The organism is Enterobacter cloacae complex sp. CARB60 (assembly GCF_036487345.1).
Lineage (GTDB): Bacteria > Pseudomonadota > Gammaproteobacteria > Enterobacterales > Enterobacteriaceae > Enterobacter > Enterobacter asburiae_D.
This window is the reverse complement of sequence record NZ_JAZKLC010000002.1, coordinates 1,330,247-1,348,869: the sequence shown is the minus strand read 5'-3', so window position 1 is coordinate 1,348,869 and position 18,623 is coordinate 1,330,247. Positions and strand designations below refer to the sequence as shown.

16 protein-coding genes and 1 tRNA gene are annotated in these 18,623 nt (G+C 49.4%); 5 read left to right on the top strand and 12 right to left on the bottom strand.

The features are described 5' to 3' along the window. Window positions 1–158 precede the first annotated feature (158 nt). The 3 genes from fadJ to V4835_RS07550 form a co-directional block, all read right to left on the bottom strand. The gene (gene fadJ / locus V4835_RS07560) at window positions 159–2,306 is read right to left on the bottom strand and encodes a fatty acid oxidation complex subunit alpha FadJ (protein ID WP_331411796.1); all 2,148 of its coding nucleotides are present in this window, start codon (window positions 2,304–2,306) and stop codon (window positions 159–161) included. Then, on the bottom strand, window positions 2,306–3,616 hold the full coding sequence (gene fadI, locus V4835_RS07555) for an acetyl-CoA C-acyltransferase FadI (protein ID WP_331411794.1): 1,311 nt from the start codon (window positions 3,614–3,616) through the stop codon (window positions 2,306–2,308). Before fadI ends, fadJ begins: the two co-directional genes overlap by 1 nt. Before the next feature lie 236 nt (window positions 3,617–3,852). Next, window positions 3,853–4,137, bottom strand: a complete 285-nt coding sequence (locus V4835_RS07550; RefSeq protein WP_331411792.1) for a YfcZ/YiiS family protein — start codon at window positions 4,135–4,137, stop codon at window positions 3,853–3,855. Between the two features lie 372 nt (window positions 4,138–4,509). Here V4835_RS07550 and fadL point away from each other — a divergent pair, with 372 nt between their 5' ends. After that, a complete protein-coding gene (fadL, locus tag V4835_RS07545) occupies window positions 4,510–5,793 on the top strand; it encodes a long-chain fatty acid transporter FadL (RefSeq protein ID WP_331411791.1) in 1,284 nt (427 codons plus the stop codon). A 44-nt stretch (window positions 5,794–5,837) separates the two neighbouring features. On the opposite strand, the gene mlaA is transcribed toward fadL, so the two are convergent. Then, the gene (mlaA, locus tag V4835_RS07540) at window positions 5,838–6,590 is read right to left on the bottom strand and encodes a phospholipid-binding lipoprotein MlaA (protein ID WP_331411790.1); all 753 of its coding nucleotides are present in this window, start codon (window positions 6,588–6,590) and stop codon (window positions 5,838–5,840) included. Window positions 6,591–6,905: 315 nt separating this feature from the next. Here mlaA and V4835_RS07535 point away from each other — a divergent pair, with 315 nt between their 5' ends. The 3 genes from V4835_RS07535 to V4835_RS07525 all read left to right on the top strand — a co-directional run bounded on the left by V4835_RS07535 (window position 6,906) and on the right by V4835_RS07525 (window position 9,315). Continuing rightward, a complete protein-coding gene (locus V4835_RS07535) occupies window positions 6,906–7,835 on the top strand; it encodes a formate/nitrite transporter family protein (RefSeq protein WP_331411789.1) in 930 nt (309 codons plus the stop codon). 75 nt (window positions 7,836–7,910) lie between these two features. After that, window positions 7,911–7,985, top strand: a tRNA-Arg gene (locus V4835_RS07530). A gap of 163 nt (window positions 7,986–8,148) precedes the next feature. Next, complete coding sequence (locus tag V4835_RS07525; RefSeq protein WP_331411787.1) at window positions 8,149–9,315, top strand: tyrosine-type recombinase/integrase; 1,167 nt, start codon at window positions 8,149–8,151, stop codon at window positions 9,313–9,315. A gap of 113 nt (window positions 9,316–9,428) precedes the next feature. Here V4835_RS07525 and V4835_RS07520 read toward each other — a convergent pair whose 3' ends face one another. Next, entirely contained in the window at window positions 9,429–9,818 is a 390-nt protein-coding gene (locus V4835_RS07520; RefSeq protein WP_442877310.1) for a HumD family translesion DNA polymerase, read from the bottom strand. Between the two features lie 374 nt (window positions 9,819–10,192). Between V4835_RS07520 and V4835_RS07515 the strand changes: the two genes are divergently transcribed. Beyond that, the gene (locus V4835_RS07515) at window positions 10,193–11,296 is read left to right on the top strand and encodes an acyltransferase family protein (RefSeq protein WP_331411785.1); all 1,104 of its coding nucleotides are present in this window, start codon (window positions 10,193–10,195) and stop codon (window positions 11,294–11,296) included. Between the two features lie 27 nt (window positions 11,297–11,323). On the opposite strand, the gene V4835_RS07510 is transcribed toward V4835_RS07515, so the two are convergent. The 7 genes from V4835_RS07510 to V4835_RS07480 are packed head-to-tail and all read right to left on the bottom strand — an operon-like array spanning window position 11,324 to window position 18,593. After that, a complete protein-coding gene (locus V4835_RS07510; protein ID WP_331411783.1) occupies window positions 11,324–13,819 on the bottom strand; it encodes a right-handed parallel beta-helix repeat-containing protein in 2,496 nt (831 codons plus the stop codon). 58 nt (window positions 13,820–13,877) lie between these two features. Then, window positions 13,878–15,248 carry a glycine-rich domain-containing protein gene (locus V4835_RS07505; RefSeq protein WP_331411781.1) on the bottom strand — a complete coding sequence of 457 codons (1,371 nt, stop codon included), beginning with the start codon at window positions 15,246–15,248 and terminating at the stop codon, window positions 13,878–13,880. A 1-nt stretch (window position 15,249) separates the two neighbouring features. Continuing rightward, window positions 15,250–15,837, bottom strand: a complete 588-nt coding sequence (locus V4835_RS07500; protein WP_331411780.1) for a DUF2612 domain-containing protein — start codon at window positions 15,835–15,837, stop codon at window positions 15,250–15,252. Continuing rightward, a complete protein-coding gene (locus V4835_RS07495; RefSeq protein WP_331411779.1) occupies window positions 15,834–17,066 on the bottom strand; it encodes a baseplate J/gp47 family protein in 1,233 nt (410 codons plus the stop codon). Before V4835_RS07495 ends, V4835_RS07500 begins: the two co-directional genes overlap by 4 nt. Next, complete coding sequence (locus V4835_RS07490) at window positions 17,059–17,562, bottom strand: HNH endonuclease (protein WP_331411777.1); 504 nt, start codon at window positions 17,560–17,562, stop codon at window positions 17,059–17,061. Before V4835_RS07490 ends, V4835_RS07495 begins: the two co-directional genes overlap by 8 nt. Then, the gene (locus V4835_RS07485) at window positions 17,562–17,918 is read right to left on the bottom strand and encodes a hypothetical protein (protein WP_331411775.1); all 357 of its coding nucleotides are present in this window, start codon (window positions 17,916–17,918) and stop codon (window positions 17,562–17,564) included. The genes V4835_RS07490 and V4835_RS07485 overlap by 1 nt, the downstream gene beginning before the upstream one ends. 36 nt (window positions 17,919–17,954) lie before the next feature. Then, entirely contained in the window at window positions 17,955–18,593 is a 639-nt protein-coding gene (locus V4835_RS07480; RefSeq protein ID WP_331411773.1) for a Gp138 family membrane-puncturing spike protein, read from the bottom strand. Window positions 18,594–18,623: the final 30 nt, after the last annotated feature.

The following is an 18,623-nucleotide window of genomic DNA, read 5'->3' as shown; positions in this document are numbered from 1 at the left end:
ACGCCGCGAGGTAGAAAACCCGATGGTCGGGCATTGTGCCTGATCCATTCGGTGAATGAAACGCTGTTTTTTACCTCATTGGCGTAAGTATAGTCAATCTCTGTTTACAAAATCGCCAGAACAGGTTCATTCACTTCAGGATTTACCCTTCTTTGACCTCAGCTTACGAGGACAGTTTCCCTTGCAGGCCAAAATGTCTGGCCGCGTTCCGCCATCTGCAATAATTCGTCACACGGTGTAAACCGTGGACCATACTGCGAAGCCAGACGTTGCAGGATAGCAACCACTTCTCCCGCGCCGAGCGTATCCATATAACGGAACGGGCCGCCAAGGAAAGGCGGGAAACCAATGCCAAATACCGCGCCAATGTCACCATCGCGTGCGCTCTTGATCACCTGCTCACCAAAGCAGCGCGCCGCTTCATTGAGCATCATCATCACGCAGCGCTCAGCACACTGAACGGCGGACAGTTTTCCCTGACCGGTGGTCGAAATAAGCCCATAAACCGAAGGGTCGACCTGTTTCTTGCTTTTACGCCCTTTCGCGCCGTAAAGATAGAAACCGCGTTCATTTTTTCTGCCTTTGCGATCGTCCTTCAAAATTGCAGAAACAATGTTTGCAGGTGGGCTAAAACGATCGCCATAGGCGGCTTCCAGCACTGGTATAATTTTAGTGCCGGTGTCTATTCCCACCTCATCCAAAAGTTGGATTGGGCCAACGGGGAAACCAAACTTTACCAATGCCTCGTCGACGTGCTCGATTTTCTCGCCTTCCGTCAGCAACCGCATTGCTTCATTAATGTAGGGAGCCAGAATGCGGTTGACGTAGAAGCCGGCTTTATCTGCTACCACGATCGGCGTTTTCCCCTGCTTCTTCGCAAGCTTGACTACCGTGGCGATGGTTTGCGGACTGGTGGTCGCATGCGGAATCACCTCCACCAGCGGCATTTTTTCGACCGGGCTAAAGTAGTGCAGTCCGATCACCTGCTCCGGACGCTCGGCTTTCGCCGCGATATCGCCAATCGGTAATGACGACGTGTTTGAGGCAAAAATGGTATGCGGGGCGCAATGTTGCTCAACGTCTGCCACCATCTGCTGCTTAAGCACCAGATCCTCAAACACGGCTTCAATCACCAGATCGCGGTGCGCAAAACCGCTGTAATCCGTAGTGCCGGAGATCATCGCCAGGGTTTTATCACGCTCGCTTGCCTTGATATGGCGGCGTTTGACCTTTTGATCAAGGTTCTGCCAGCTGTACTGCAGCGCGTGGTTGATCCCCTTAGGATTAATGTCTTTTATTCGTACAGGCAATTTGCCTTTGCTGGCGGTAACAAAAGCGATACCGCCGCCCATAAGCCCGCCCCCCAGCACGCCAATAGCACGCAGCGGCGCAGGCTCAGCCTCGCTGCCGGGATCTTTTTTCACGTCCGTGCTGGCGAAGAAGATGCTGCGCAGCGCCTGAGACTGCGGCGTCATCGCCAGTTCGCCAAAGGCTTTGGCCTCCGCGGCATAGCCGCTGCTGCTGCCCTGCGACAGCCCGGTTTCGATCACTTCCAGGATCCGCTTTGCCGCCGGGTAATTGCCTTTGGTTTTTTGTTCGGTCTTTTTGCCCACCATGTTGAACAGGAGCGTTCTCCCCAGCGGACCGGCCAGCACGCGCTCGCGTACCGGCAGAGGCCGTCTTGCCTGACGCCCTTTCAGCGCAAGCTCAACCGCGGCCTCCAGCAAAATGGAGTGAGGCACGACGTCATCGACCAGACCGGCCTTCAGCGCCTGACGGGCGCGCAGCTGTTTACCGGTTAAGATCATCTCCAGTGCAGTGCTGACGCCCACCAGGCGCGGCAGTCGTTGCGTTCCGCCGGAGCCAGGCAGCAGGCCCAGCTGCACTTCCGGCAGACCCAAAATGGTTTTCGCATCGTCAGTACAAATCCGGCTGTGGCAGGCCAGCGCCAGCTCAAGCCCGCCGCCCAGACAGGCACCGTGGATCGCGGCAATGACCGGGATCGGCAGGCCGTTGATCTCCGCCATCACCTGCTGACCCTGACGCGCCAGCTCTTCGGCTTCCAGAGCGCTTTGCGCCCGGGCGATCATGTTGATATCGGCCCCTGCGATAAAGTTATCCGGCTTGGCAGAGATAAACACCAGACCACGAATGGCTTTGTTGTCGCGGATCTGCTTTAGCATCGCGCGCACCTGAACACCAAATTCGGCCTTCAGGGTATTCATCTTTTCATCAGGCACATCAATAGTGATAACGGCCACGTTATCGAGGCGAACCGTCAGATTAAATGCAGATGGCATATCCATTATTCAGCCTCCAGAACCATTGCTGCGCCAAGGCCACCCGCCGCGCAGGCGGTAACAAGGCCAAACCCGCCGCCACGGCGACGGAGTTCATGTAATGTTTGTGTGATCATCCTCGCCCCCGTGGCGGCAAACGGATGACCATAGGCGATAGAGCCGCCCAGCACGTTGAATTTACTCTGATCCACTTCGCCTGTGGCGTGGGCGAGGCCCAGCACATCGCGTGCGAAACGCTCGCTTGCCAGCAGCTGAACATTTGCCAGGGTTTGCGCGGCAAACGCTTCGTGCATATCAATAAGGGTTAAATCAGCCAGCGTCAGCCCCGCGCGCTCCAGCGCCAGAGGCGTGGACCACGCCGGACCTAACAGCATGTCCTGCCAGACATCAATGGCGGTGAAGGCATAGCTGCGTAAATAGCCCAGGGGAGTGATGCCCAGCTCCTTCGCGCGGGATTCAGTCATCAGGATCACGGCGGCGGCACCGTCCGTCAGCGGCGTACTGTTCGCCGCCGTTACCGTGCCATGCTTGCGGTCAAACGCAGGGCGCAGCTTTGCGTAATCCGCCAGCGTCGAGGTGCCGCGAATATTGTTATCTTCCGCGAGCGGTTCACGATAAGGCGGGATATAAGCCGTCATCACCTCGTCGGCAAGTTTGCCTTCCGACCAGGCCTTTGCAGCGAGCTGGTGCGAACGATGCGCCAGGGCATCCTGCTGTTCACGGGTAATGCCGTAGGTTTTCGCCATCTGCTCGGCGGTATCGCCCATGCGCAGGCCGGTAGAGTATTCCGCGACGGCAGGTGGCACAGGCATGAGGTCGCGCAGGCGTAAACGCGAGAAGAGTTTGAGTTTCTGCCCCATCGTGCGGGCTTTATTGGCATCAACCAGGATGCGCGCCAGCTTTTTACTGACCCCAATCGGCAGCACCGAAGAGGAGTCCGCCCCCCCCGCAATCCCGGCGCGGATCGTGCCCGCCATCAAGCTTTCAGCGACGTTAGCCACGGCCTGAAAGCTGGTTGCGCAGGCGCGGCTGACGCTGTAGGCATCGGTATGCACGTTCATCCCGGTACCGAGGACGATTTCCCGCGCAATATTGGGCGCTTCAGGCATCTGCACGACCTGACCGAATACCAGTTGTTCGATAATCTCAGGCGGAATTTCGCTGCGAGCCAGCATCTCCCCCACTACCATTTTCCCCAGGTCGACGGCCGGTATGCCATGAAACACCGTTGCCTGACGCGCAAACGGTGTGCGCAATCCACTGACTATGGCAATGCGATCGCCCTGACGGGTAATAAGCGGTAATGCCTGACTCATAACACTCCCCTGTAAAAAATTTTCGCAAACACAAAGTGGTCTGACCTGATAATAGTCTTAACCATTTTTTTACATTCAGCCAATCGGGGAAACGAAAAAGTGCGAGCTAAGGCACAGAGAAGAAAAAGAAAATGCCCCGAGGTAAAAGCAAAACGGTAACCCGTAGGTTACCGTTTTTAGTGTTTGCACCCTCTCCCGTGGGAGAGGGTTGGGGTGAGGGCATCAGGCAGCAGAGGTTAACGCAGGCCTAACTGGAAAATCAGCGTTTCAGCTTCACAGGCTAAGACAAAGTCGATATCCAGCTTCACGCCGCCTTCCACTTCGGTAAAGGTAGACTTGATTTCACACGGATCGGATTCAACATCACGCGCACGCTTGCTCAGCGCGTTCAGGGTCTCTTCCGCTTCGGCACGGTTGGTGAATACGCGGCTGTAAGAGGCGGTGCAATCGGTGTTGTCCATGATGGTCCCAACATCCATACAGCAGCAAACCGGGGTTTCATCAGCACTGCATTTACTCATAGCTCAATTTCCTCTGTATTCGCGCAGCGCGCGAGATAAACACGATGCTGCTATTTTACGCCCCGGCGCGGGCTCTCTCCAGCCGTTAATGGCGCAAAATCGGATAAGTGACCAATATCACACTAAAAAATGATCTAAAACAAAAACCACCCTTTTGGGTGAGTCGCGATGGTCACAATTTTGCCAACCAGATCTCGTTTCACGAAACATGTTTGAAAATATTAATAAACAAACTTGCAACATTCAGGCTGGTCAGACCTATACTCTGGCCACTGGTCTGATTTGTCTGTAATACCTCAGACCCTACACTTCGCGCTCCTGTTACGGTATGTAACAATTATTGAATAAAAATAACTCAATGAGGTTATGGTCATGAGCCAGAAAACCCTGTTCAACAAGACTGCGCTGGCAGTCGCAGTGGCACTCGTCTCCACTTCCGCCTGGTCAGCGGGCTTTCAGTTAAACGAATTTTCTTCCTCTGGCCTTGGCCGCGCGTATTCCGGGGAAGGCGCTATTGCTGATGATGCAGGTAACGCGAGTCGTAACCCTGCATTGATCATGATGTTTGATCGTCCGACTTTCTCTGCCGGTGCGGTTTATATCGATCCTGATGTCAACGTTTCTGGTAAGTCGCCTTATACGGGTGCGAGCCTTAAAGCGGACAATATTGCCCCAACAGCATGGATCCCGAACCTGCACTTCGTTGCGCCTATAAATGAACAGTTTGGCTGGGGTGCATCCGTAACGTCTAACTACGGCCTTGCTACCGAGTTCAATAACAACTACCCGGCAGGTGAATACGGCGGTAAAACAGACCTTACTACGCTGAACCTGAACCTGAGCGGTGCTTATCGCCTGAACGATAGCTGGAGCTTTGGTCTGGGCTTTGATGCCGTCTACGCCGATGCCAAAATCGAACGTTATGCCGGGGAACAAACGTCTAGCCTGCCAAGAAACAGCAACAAAATTGCCAGCCTTAAAGGTGATGAGTGGGGCTATGGCTGGAACGCCGGCATCCTGTACGAGTTGGACAAAAACAATCGCTGGGGCCTGACCTATCGTTCTGAAGTCAAAATTGACTTCGACGGCGATTACAAGAGCGGCATCCTGACGCCTGTGAACAGTCTGGTTCCAGGTGCTGGTACCACCATTCCTTGGGGAACGTCAAACCAGACCGTTCCAGGTTCACTGTCACTGCATTTGCCAGAAATGTGGGAAGTCTCGGGTTACAACCGTGTTGCACCACAATGGGCTATTCACTACAGCCTGGCCTATACCAGCTGGAGCCAGTTCCAGGAACTGAAAGCGACCGGAACCAATGGCCAGACGCTGTTCTATAAGGACGAAAGCTTCCACGACGCCTATCGTATTGCGTTGGGCACCACCTACTACTACGATAAAAACTGGACTTTCCGCTCCGGTATCGCATTTGACGACAGCCCGGTTCCGGCAGACAAACGTTCCATTTCCATTCCGGATCAGGACCGCTTCTGGTTAAGTGCTGGCGCAACCTATGCGTTGAACGAAAATGCCTCCATCGACGCGGGCGTATCTTATATGCACGGTCAGAAAGTGACGTTCAAGGAAGGTCCGTACGAGTTTACCTCTGAAGGTAAAGCCTGGCTGTTCGGTACGAACTTCAACTACGCGTTCTAATCGCGCTGTAATCAAAAAAGGTGAGCATTGCTCACCTTTTTTATTTATTCCGAATCGATATCTTTTAGTTCGTTTTCGATCGCCTTCGCGTTTGGATTCTCTTCCGGCTTCAGCTTACCGCCGTTGGCAATAAAGTCATGATTCTGGAAGTACGCTTCACGTACCATAATGTACGGGTCAGAAGACTGGCGCAGCAGACCATCAGAATCGAGCAGTTGCGCGCGGGTTTCAATCCCTTCCACCGTCCATTTACCCACCGACAGCGGCCAGGTCAGCCATGACAGGACCGGATACAGCGTATCCACCATATCGCCGCCGTCATCACGGAGGGTGAAACTACCGTAGAACGGTAACTGCATGTATGGGCCATACCCGACGCCATAGTGCCCCATCGTGCTGCCGAAACGGTGCGGCTGTTCACGCTGCAGTTTCGGGTTAGCCATACCTGCAACATCAATAAAGCCCCCCATCCCCAGAATGGAGTTCAGGAAGAAGCGGGTAAAGTGGACCATCCCCTGATACGGGTCACCCTGCAGGAAGTAGTTCACCATTACCGCAGGCTCTTCGAGGTTGCTGGTAAAGTTACTTAACCCGTTACGCGCAGGTTGTGGAACATAATCGCGCCATACTACTGCCACCGGACGAACCACATACGGGTCCAGTACGTTGTAGTTGAAGCTATACATTGAGCGGTTAAATCCTTCGAGAGGATCCGAGCGTCCCGTTTGCTCACCGGAGCTGGCGCAGCCCACAAGCATCGTCGCGCCAAGCGCAAGCGCCGACAGCCGAAGTTTCATAAATATCTCCCTGTTCAGTATGGCTATCGTTGATTGCCATCCGTAACGGAGCCGTTGACGCTCCGTCTGTAAACGTGCAAGCGATTGTAACAGCACGTTTACCGATGTCTATGAGCACAATTACGGGCAGTAACCACCGTGACTCTGATCTCAGCATAGCCTGGCTTTTGGAATTCGTTTCGCTGCCAATTTTATAATGACTTTGAAAGAGATGTATCACCTTTGTTGTCATTGCCGCCAATTTAAGAGCATCCCCACAGGCATCCCGATAAAAGCCGCTACGCTTAACAGAAAGATCAACCTCCGGGAGCAAATATGAAAGACGTGGGCGAAGAAAAAATTGGCGAGAACAATGAGGATCTTGAAATTGAAAGCGAGGAGAAGGCGCGCGGTGAGAGGATAGAAATTGATGAAGATCGCCTCCCCTCCCGCGCGATGGCCATCCACGAGCATATACGCCAGGATGGCGAAAAAGAGATGGAGCGCGACGCGATGGCCCTCTTCTGGTCAGCCATCGCTGCCGGGCTCTCAATGGGCGCGTCACTCCTCGCAAAAGGGATATTTCATGTGCAGCTGGAAGGCGTACCCGGCGGATTTTTACTGGAGAACCTCGGCTATACCTTCGGCTTTATTATTGTCATTATGGCCCGCCAGCAGCTGTTTACCGAAAACACGGTGACCGCCGTGCTGCCGGTGATGCAAAACCCCACCCTCGGCAATTTCGGTTTATTGATGCGTCTATGGAGCGTGGTCCTGCTGGGTAATATCATCGGTACAGGCATCGCAGCATGGGCATTTGAATATATGCCGATCTTTGATGAACCCACCCGGGATGCGTTTGTGAAAATAGGCATGGATGTGATGAAAAACACCCCGATCGAGATGTTCTCAAATGCCATCATCTCTGGCTGGATTATCGCCACGATGGTGTGGATGTTTCCTTCAGCGGGAAGCGCTAAAATCGTGGTGATCATACTAATGACCTGGCTGATTGCGCTGGCGGATACCACGCATATTGTGGTCGGTACCGTTGAAATCCTCTATCTGGTCTTTAACGGTACGCTTCACTGGAGCGATTTTTTCTGGCCGTTCGCCCTTCCGACGCTGGCGGGAAACATCTGCGGCGGAACGTTTATCTTTGCGCTGTTAAGCCATGCCCAAATCCGTAACGACATGTCGAACAAACGCAAAGCTGAGCTAAAGGCACGGGAAAATGATGATAAATCGACAAAAAAATCGACCTGAATGGTGACTCTTTGAGCAGTCAGGCGGCGATGTGCTTAACGCAAAGTGTAAATAACGCTATACTCGTGCCGCCTCGTCCCCTTAGTTAAATGGATATAACGAGCCCCTCCTAAGGGCTAGTTGCAGGTTCGATTCCTGCAGGGGACACCATTTTTAACAGAACCCACCTCTCCGCTTCAGAACCAAACGCCCATCACACCTTTATAATTAGACATTCATACTCAACCGAAGCGAACCAAAGCGAATTGACTACAGCAAACTTTTGCGGGCATATTGTGGGCACACTGCAAAATGACCACGGATTTATGCCCACATGCTTACGGTAAAGCAAATAGACGCAGCTAAGCCTGCTGAAAAATCATATCGCCTCGCAGATTCTGGAGGGCTATTCCTGTTCGTTCCGCCATCTGGTAAGAAGGTGTGGCGTATGCGTTACCGGTTCGAGGGAAAGGAAAAGACACTGGTCATTGGGCCCTATCCGGAAATCTCTCTCACTGAAGCAAGGGCGAAGCAGTCTGAAGCAAAAATGAAACTGCTGACTGGTGTCGACCCGGCAGAGCAGAAGCAGGCATTAAAGAAGAAAGAGAAAGAAGAGGCGGCTGACTCGTTCGGAGATATCTTCCGTGAGTGGCATGCACATAAATCTAAGGTGTGGTCTAAGGGATATGCTGACGAGATGATGAGTATGTTCAATGACGACATACTTCCTGTCATTGGTCACTTACGCATGGATGACGTTGAACCAATGACGTTGCTGAAGATAATCAGGATATTCGAGGACAGGGGTGCAATGGAGCGCGCTGATAAGGCGAGGCGCAGGTGTGGTGAGGTGTTCAGTTATGCGATCATAACTGGCAGGGCTAAATACAATCCATCGAGAGACCTTGCCGGAGCGATGAAGGGATACAGAAAGAAGAACTACCCTTTCCTTCCAATGCACCGCATCCACGAATTCCAGAGGGCCCTAAACGCGTATGGCGGTTGGATTGTATCGAAGATAGCGGCGCAGATTCTTCACTATACGGCTATGCGCACAGTGGAATTGCGTTCGCTGGTATGGACGGGAATTGATTACGAAACCAGGTTAATCAGTGTTGACCCGGAAGTCATGAAAGGCAGAAAGCTGCATGTCGTTCCAATGTCAGACCAGGTTATCGAACTCTTCAAATTCCTGCAACAAATCACTGGCCAGTATGAGATATGCTTCCCGGGCAGAACTGACAGGAAGAAGCCTATCAGTGAAAATGCCGTGCTCGGCGTGATACGCAGCATTGGCTATGAAGGTCAGACAAGCGGGCATGGTATGCGCCACCAGTTCAGCACCGTACTCAACGAGAAGCACTGGAACAAAGACGCGATAGAGATGCAGCTGGCGCACGTTAGCGGCGGAACTCGCTCAGTGTACAACCACGCAGAATATCTCGATACGCGTCGCGAGATGATGCAGTTCTGGGCAGACTGGCTTGACGAAAAGGTATAACAGCACTATTCTTTAGTTTCCACACGAAAGAGTCACGGTTAACCTGTGCTCTGGAAGAAAATCCTTCCCCCCCCCCCTGAAGCCCTGCTGCAAAGCGGGGTTTTTTGTTTATGTTACATCACCGGACAATCATCAAACTCACCAGAGCGAGCATCGTTGATGCAGTACGTAATCACCCCGAACACCGGCCGCGATGTATCCGACACTTCGTCCTTCAGCGGTAACGGCTCCCTTCTCCCATTTTCAGGGTTTTCCAGATACGGCTGCGGATGTGTCCTGTAGCGCATAATCCTGAACTCACCATCAATAGTGCACACCAGCAGAGAACCATCTTTCGGTGTCAGCGACGAGTCGACGATAAGCATTGCACCTTTCATGATGCCAGCACGCAGGTATGTAGAGCCCGCTATCATCATGTATGTGGCTGCAGGATGCGCGATAAGGCGCTTGTCTAGCGATATGCGATCTTCTACGTAGTCTGCTGCTGGCGACGGGAATCCCATGGTGCACCTCCGATAATGACTGTATGTACATACAGTATATTAGATCTTTATTGGTGATCAAGAGATGAGCTGGTGTTAACATGGTCGCATGGTACGGTTATGACGCAAGTGATTACAAAATGGTTAATTTTCTGGTTAGATTTTGCGCCCTGTTATCTTTTCTTGGATTGGTCACAGGGTTTAGCTCTAACAATTATCAGCTACAGATATCTGAAATAGTTATGATTTTAATATGGCTAATGTCTGACTGGTCTAACATTGCAAATGCCGTCAACTCCATTAAAGAAAGATTAACTAAGTAGTGATATAGGTCACAATGCATATGTGTTACATGCATTCACTTTGATAAACAAGAAAGAATAAGACTCATAAATATGAACTCTAAGATTTTGTCTATACATCAGCTGAGGGGAATTGCAGCCTTAATGGTTGTCTTCTTTCACTTCAGAGGGTATCTCAATGGCCAGTATGCGCAAAAAGATATCGGTTCAATACTGTTTAACTCGGGCGCGTTTGGCGTTGATCTATTCTTTATGATAAGCGGTTTCATCATAGCGCTTTCAACAAAAAACCCAACTCCATGCTCAGTGTTTGCCGTAAGAAGGTTCTTCAGGATTTATCCGGCATTTTTTGTTGTCTTCGCTATTGGAGCTCTTTCTGTATATAGCATAGAACCATTAGAAAACCTGGCAAGAGCCATGCTTTTCATTCATAGAGACTACAGGATAGAGTCACCTGGATTCGGATACAACATTCTTGGACCGGCATGGACGCTTACTTATGAAATATATTTTTATTCCATATTCTGCATTGCCATGTCCATTTCTCATAAATACCGGACGCTAATCACATCTGTTATTTTATTGTCTCAGATATTTATCATTCAATACATATATAATGGAGGCATTTCAATTTCTGGAGATGCTGCTGCAAACGTTCCATATGATAGCCAGTTTTTTTCATTTCTAAGATTTGCCTCATCTCCAATACTGATTGAGTTCATCATTGGCATGATGATATATGAATCGTTTAGAAAATTCAGCTTTGATCTCGGCAAGGGAGTTGGTACTTTCATATTCTTTGTGTCGCTAGGCTTTTTCATTACTCACTATTTTAGTGGTATCTTTAGCGGCTTTGGTTTGGATAAGGCAGGAGTAATTTCTTTAGTTATTTTTATAGGCTATCTTATTTATGAGAGGTCTGTTGGGGTAAAGGAGCGTGCATCACTTAATTTTCTTGGTGATGTTTCATATTCTATCTACATATCACACTATTTGTTTATAAACATATTTGGATACTATAAACCTGAGTTTTTCACTTCCGTAAACGGAATTGCAAAGTTCTTCATGATGACTACCATTACCATATCTGCTGGAGCGGTCCTTCATTATCTAGTTGAAAGGCCAATGATTCGATTTGGAAAGTCAATTGAGGGAAGACTTATTACGCGCACTGAATCAAGACCGAAAGAAGCATAAAAATAAGGCCGCATATGCGGCCTTTTATTAGAACGCTATATTATCAAGCAAGTAAGGTGAGGTGGCACCACTGGAGCTAACGCCTCCAGTCATAGATCTCCATCTGGTATGTTTCACTGAATGCCCAGACCCGCCAGCAAGGAGTACCGCACCAGCGGTTGATTCTCCAAACATCATAGTGTCTGAAATGCTTACGCGGTTGCTGTCATTCTCTACGGTAATGGCATAAGAGCTTGTTCCATCTTTGGCGGAACTACGGAAGATTCCGCCTCTAACGCTTACAAGCTCTGATGCTTTGATATATATAGCCGCTTGCTTATTCACATTTGCTGAGCAATTTAGTAGCTCAATAAATTGACATCCAACAATGCGATAAGCCTGAGTGTATGTACTTAAACTCCACGAGTTAGTTGAATCTACATTGCAGTTAACAAGCTCTATATCTTTCACAACGGTTGTTGCACCAGTATTGACAATAGAGAAACCGATATAGATAGGGTCAAATACTTGCATGTTTGAAATGCGTATTTGTTGTGCTGTCTCAGTTGGATATATTGTGCCATCCATAACAACACGAAGACCACGGTCACAACTTTCTGCAATGACGTTACTGATATTGTATCGTTCGCATGAGATATCACCGATGAAGATAGCATCCTTAACTGAGTTAAAATATGCATTTGATATCTGGCAATCCCTGCTGCTACCAAAGTCAAACCCGTTGTCAGCAAAATCATGCACACGGACGTTGTTAACAATCATTCCTTCCTGACGGTTTGCAGAAAGACCTTGTGCAACAGTGTAGGTTGGGTGAGTTCTACCTGATCCTTCCACATGGCAATCTAGAATTTTGTTGCCAGATTTGCGTGGTCTTCCTGCTAAACTCGTATCCTGGCGAACATATATACCCCAATTGCTCTTGCGGATATCACAACCCTGGATACGGAAGTTAGAAACACCATCAGCCAGGATAGAGCAACGACGGTTATCATTTGGGTTGGTGCTTCCGCAAGTGTTGAAGAAGCAATCCTGAATGACGCCTCCATCATTGAATAAACTATTAGTGTAATCTCCACTTACACTAATACCATTTGCTCCACAATACAAAAACTGGCAATTACGAACAACGCCACCACTCTGACATAATGCTCCTTCCCAGATAATAGCGGCACTAGTATTGGCCCCGCCGTTTCCGTCAAATACACAATCAATTATCTCTGAATAGTTAGCGCGCATACGCAGCATGACAGTAGAAACTGAGGCAGTAGATGTAAGGGATATTCTGGCTTTTCTAAAGCGCTTGCTTGGCTGGCTTATTGCTATTGTAGAAGCAATTTGATAGCTGTAACCTAAGCCATCGCATTCTGTAATTGTAGCCGCTATGGCTGCATTGATTGCTGATGAGTCATCAACTCCTACAGTTGCCTGAGCGCCAAACATTAATGGGTTAGTAATTTCAGAATTAATACGCAACCAGGCGGCACCGCCAGATGTTTTAATGATAGTTCCGTTGTTGTCTGTGTAACTTGAACCAGAAAGTACAGCCCGGAACTGACCTCCTCCTTTCCCAGTACCGACCGTATGCTCCCTAAGGGTAATTCTCTGACCATTCGATGTCGGCTCTGTTGAGCGCAGAGTAGCTATAGACGGGCATATTCCTATAAACTTTTCTCCATCGGTTGCAGCTAATTCTGTTTTCTCCAGTTTCAGATTTAATACAGACTGAACCGTAGAGGTTGCCCCTGCATTGTTAGTCGCACCAATTAGTGTTGCACCGGTTGATGCAGCAAGAGATGCTATGGAGGTCTTCAGGTTTAGCGCGCCCTGAACGGTTGTAGGGTTTGAGCTATCGTCAACGGCACCAACCATCGTTGCGCCAGATGAAAGCCCAAGCTGAGCCAGGACATCATCGGTAAGCTGAACCCAGTTGGCCAGTGTAGATGGGGGCAGGGATGCAAGGCAGAATGAATAGCCTAAATCAGTCCTCTTTGCGATGTCCCCTACTTGCGCATTCAGTGCAAGCATGGCCGCCTGGGAGCTAACCACAAATGGCTCTGTTAATGCGATAGATGGGATCATGGATACCGGAATCTTTCCGGTACCATCCAAAGTAGCAAATTCAGAAAGAAGCTTTCCTGTGGGCTGTGATGCGCCATCCCAGAGAAAAACAGCATTCGCTCGTGATGCTGCCACAGGAACTGGGTTAATTGTTTCAGAACCAGGAACCCTGACACTCTGATCTATATAGTTTTGAATTGCATCAGCAGCGGCCTCTCCTGCAGCTTCCGCTGAGTTAGAAGCAGAAATAGCTGATGCTGTTGCGGAATTCGCTGCAGATATAGCAGTTAATGATGCAGATTCTGCTTGTGAAGCTGACGTGGCAGCAAGGCTTGCTGATGCCGCGGCCTGTGCTGCATAATCTGGAGCCGCTTCTAGTTTGTCTGCATATAACTTACTTTGAGCTGCTGCAACCTCTGCAATTGAAGCATATTTCTGTGCTTTTAATGTGTCTGAAATTGACATTTGCGGTTCCTGGAAATAAAAAACCCCGCAAAAGCGGGGTTATTAAGTTAATAATAAATCACCATTCAACGATCATCAGTCCGCCAGTTCCTGGGGTGCCATTATTCCCGGCAGTATTAGTTGCCCCAAGAGTCCCAGCACCGCCACCGCCTCCGGCACCAAATCCAGATGGAGATGGTGCGCTTACGCCAGAACCAGATGAGCTACCTTGTCCAGTACTTCCTCGTGATGATCCTGCTCCAGTTCCAAATGGACCACTGCCACCTCCACCCCCTACCGATGGTACAATTGAATTGATTGAGCCTGTTGTTCCTGCCGATCCACCAGGAAACCCACCATCTCCACCTATTGGGTTTGGGAACGTACCAATTGCTGCCAGGCCTTTAATTCCGCCCTTTCCACCTGGGAGAGTAAGTAGAGTTCCAAATGATGTATCTCCACCATCACCCCCGTTAAACCCATCCCCTCCAGCTCCCCCACCATTTCCTTTGCTGCCACCTGCTCCTATAACGACTGCATATGTCATTCCAGGAGTAACGGATACCGGCAGGCTATAAGCTGAAATTCCAGCGCCACCACCACCGCCTGATGAGGATGTTTTACTGATTGAATCTGGTGCGCCACCGCCTCCGCCGCCACCGCCTCCAGCGCCACAACCAGACAAATATAAAGTCGTAACTCCAGCAGGTACCGTAAATGAAAATGTTCCAGGAGTTGAGAATCTGGCCTTCCCTGATATAGAGGGCACTTCAGGTGAAATATTTACACCGTCACAATGAATATTTTGGATTGATCCAGGCAATGACTGAACTGTTGTTCCAGCGGCTCTTGTGCTTAGGATTACTGAGAAATTAGTTCCAGTGCATTTATTTTCAATTGTCCAGTCTTTAATCCATTGTGGTAGGTAAAGTATTCTGTTACCTGTTAGGTTTCCGGTTAGAATAATTCTGTCTTTTGCCGCCTGGAGATCGCTGACATTAACATTTGCAGTTGAAATAGTTACTGCTGAGCTGCCGTAGGCATAACCAGGAACCCATCCTGTTGGAAGTGCTGTTGCGCTTTCTGGATTGTTTGTGTTTCCATTTGTGGTATTAATCCAGAAACCAGAATAATCACTTGATGGAATAGTGGCACCTTGTGGATAGCCAGAGATATTTGACGCATAGGTGGAATCGAACAGATATCCCATGCCAGCGTTTTGCCATTGCTGCTGAATTGTTACTGAGTACAGCACGCCATTCACGTCTTTGCCGGACGGGGGAATGCCTCCTGCACTCAAAGGCTGCATGGTAATCGGCGGGAAACCTTTATCAAAAGTGGCTACCCCGTTGTTATCCGTCGTCGTGCTTGAATCAACAGGAATGGTGTTTTTTAGCCCATTAACACCAAAGGCTTTGATTATTTTCGATGGTGAGTCTGAGGAGTTCATGTCATACCTGCTGAACAATATTAACAGTTACCCCGATTGGGGAAGGAAGTGCACCTGAGCTTTGAACTATTGCGAGTTCCGATGTGGAAAGAGCAAATTCGAATACATAGCTCATTACCATGTCCCCATCGTTTCTAACGTAACAGCGGCCACTATCACCAAACATAAAGGTAAGAAGTTTGTTTAGATTTGGGATTGTGCAGTCGGAGATGTTTGCTGCAGCTTTCATCATGATGAGCTTACGATAGGCATCATTTGAAAGAGTCACGGTGGATGTTAAAATCTCGCCAGAGTAAAACGGTGCCTGGTTGAATGGCTGTGGATCATCCACTACTGGTGGTGTCGATGAGGCTTCATTAAAACCGAAATATATCTGGTTCTCTGTTACCGTCAGCTGTCTGCTGACAACCACGATTTTTCCCCACACGTCCAGGCCGTAGGTATCGGCTGTCTGGATGTTCCATATCACGTCATAGAAATCATCCAGAAAACCTTCAATACCTACCGCTTCATTGAACGAATAAATCAGGGATTTTAATTTCGGGCTGTCGGCATATTGCGTCAGGATTGTATCCGCGACGTTTATCATGCCAGTGTCACCGAGATGTTTGATGCATCCAGTGTCGGCACTTCATCAATGCCAAAGGATGCAGATGTTTGATATGTCGTTCCGTCACGGCTTATTGTGATGCTGAAGATATCAACGTTGTCACTGTCAATTGCCTGTACGCCTGCATAGTAACGACCGGCATATATGGTTGAGCCAATGCGTGCTCGTGTTCCGCCATCCTCGCCATTAAAAGAGCTAAGGATGGCGGCTCTAACTCTGTTGACGATATCGCCTGGCAATGCGTTATTGTCTGCAAGTTCAACTTTGAAATAGACGCTGATCGCTGATGGTGTTTGCCATTTAATCTCATACTCTGGATATGGCTGAACATAGTTCACATCATCAACCACCGTGTATGTTGTGTTTCCTACCATTGACGGGCCAGGCGGAAGCTTCTGCCAGATCGCCTTTGCGATATCTGCCGACGTTCCACCGTACACGCACACATACAATGAATGCGGCTCCAGTGATACGTTAGTGAACCCCTTTGTTACCGTCAGACTGGTGTTGTTCTGCGTCACATATGCATCAGTAACACCACTGACTGCCAGCACGTTTGCGTATACTGCTCCGAGCTGATTGTTGGAGTTACCAGCAACTGACTGCTTGCGACGATACTCAAAGTTAGCCCGACTCTCTACTTCATTTCCCAGCACTCCAGCGGTTGCATTGGTTATACCTGACCATCCCTGAATCGCTCGATAGATTGTTTCCAGCGATCCGATTGGACACGGTATTGGCCCTGAAGCCTGATTCTGAAAAACTACATCTACGGAACCAGAGGAAGGAATAACAGCGTCAGCAAGCGAGAAGTAAAGATAACCGCTGGCATCCTGAGCAATGCTGTTAGCAGGGATAACCGTTCCGACAAGGCCGGTGCAGGTAGCGGTTACCGTTGTTCCAATCGCCGCGATACGGTCAATGAAGTAAATCTGTCCGATCGCATCCTGCATGCGACCCTCAGCAAAGTCAGGGTTAATCTGATTAACCAGCCATGCCAGATTGTCATTCTTGTCTCCGATGATTGCCGTGTCGCTCATGGCAATCTGTCCCTGCGGAGTCGTCAGACTCTTACTCATCCCTCCGCCCATGGCGGTATCAAGGTCAGTTAATCGCCCGTTGAGAATATCTATCTCATCAGGAACGGCAATGCCGGTAGCGGAAAACGTGACAGAGGGGACGGCTGTGCTAACTGTTACTTCAGCCATTTGTTACCTCATATGTGGGAGAGAATTCTTTGTGGTGAAAATGACTTGCTATTCGGTATGCAATCGAGGCTCTTTCTGGGCTTCTGAAGGTGCCAAGATGCTTATTTTTTCCGTTTAACCTAATATGCGCTACCCAGTTACCAGTCTTCTTTTGCTGACTAACACCTTTAAAGCCACTTGTGTTTGCCTTGGACTTTTCTTTGTTTTTCGCATTTTCAGATCGTGTTGCGAGCCTTAAATTTTCAATTCTGTTGTCCGATCTAATCCTATTGATGTGGTCTACTTCCTGCTCTGGCAGATAGCCATGAACATAAAACCAGGCAAGTCGATGGGAATGGATTACCTTTCCCATAACCTTAATTTTCCTATAACCATCGGTATCAAGAGTTCCTGCAATATCACCAACGCAAACTCTGCGAGAAGGCTTTTTATTCCACGTAAAACATCCAGTTTTCATGTCATATTTAAGCCATGTCTTTAATTCTTCATGAGTCATCAGAAAACCACCGTTGATGTGATATTGTTTTGGTCTGTTATGGTCATAACGCCGGATGCAAGGCGATCTGCTTTGCCAACCGTTGTGGTACAGAATGCTGACTGAACGTAAGGGAGTTTTTTTGCTTCAGTGGCCATCTTGGTATTGATGAGCTGCGTCCCCGGCCAGTGACCGAGAATCCGCTCGTAATACGGAATGCCGAGCGTGGTGTCATACCAGGGCTCACCGAGGAATGTTGAGCACGCGCAAGCAACGTCCTGTGCTACTGCATATGGATTGGCTGTGATTGCCATGCTTCCGCTGTCGTCTAGCGTGATATCCCACTGGTCAGTCAAAAGCAGTGATTTGGTGAGCATGTAAACTCCGGGCAATAAAAAACCCGCCGAAGCGGGTTAGTTTGTTGGCGTTCCGGTGCTTCCGGAGCCTGTTTGTACGCCACCGTGTTTGTGCGTACTGAGATGGATGCCATTTCCTGTGACTTCTCCGGTTGCGGTAATCGTACCTCCGAATGTCGCATTGCCACCGAAGCTACCAGAGCCCTGAGTAAGCTGGCCGTTTGCTTCAATGACTGGGGCATTGAGCGAGATTTTGTCGTCGGCATTGACTACAACCGTGTTGCCATTAACCTGCACAACCAGTGGAGACACGATATCTATCCCATCATTGGCGAACTTCACATACTGGCTTGGCTCTGCATTCAGCACCCCGCCTAGATAGATGGCGTCTGAGTAACTGTGCGTGCGATTTGACCCGGGCAATGCGGATTGTTTTGTCTTCTTCACTGCCGTGATATCGCGATCGCATATGGCAATAAGACCAATATCTCCCTCTACGGGAGGCATGATTACGGCGCTGGCACCTCTCTGCAATCGCCAGACCGGAACGCCGTGAATAACCGAGTTCGGAATTAGGTCTCCGCCCCCAGTGAACCCCTCCACCATTGGCTTCACTGACACGACTTCTCCGGATTCATTAACCGAAGTTACGATCGCCAGCGTGATGAATGACTTTCCCATCAGAAACTGATGCATCAGGAATTGCTGAGAGTTGGCATCGGTTGC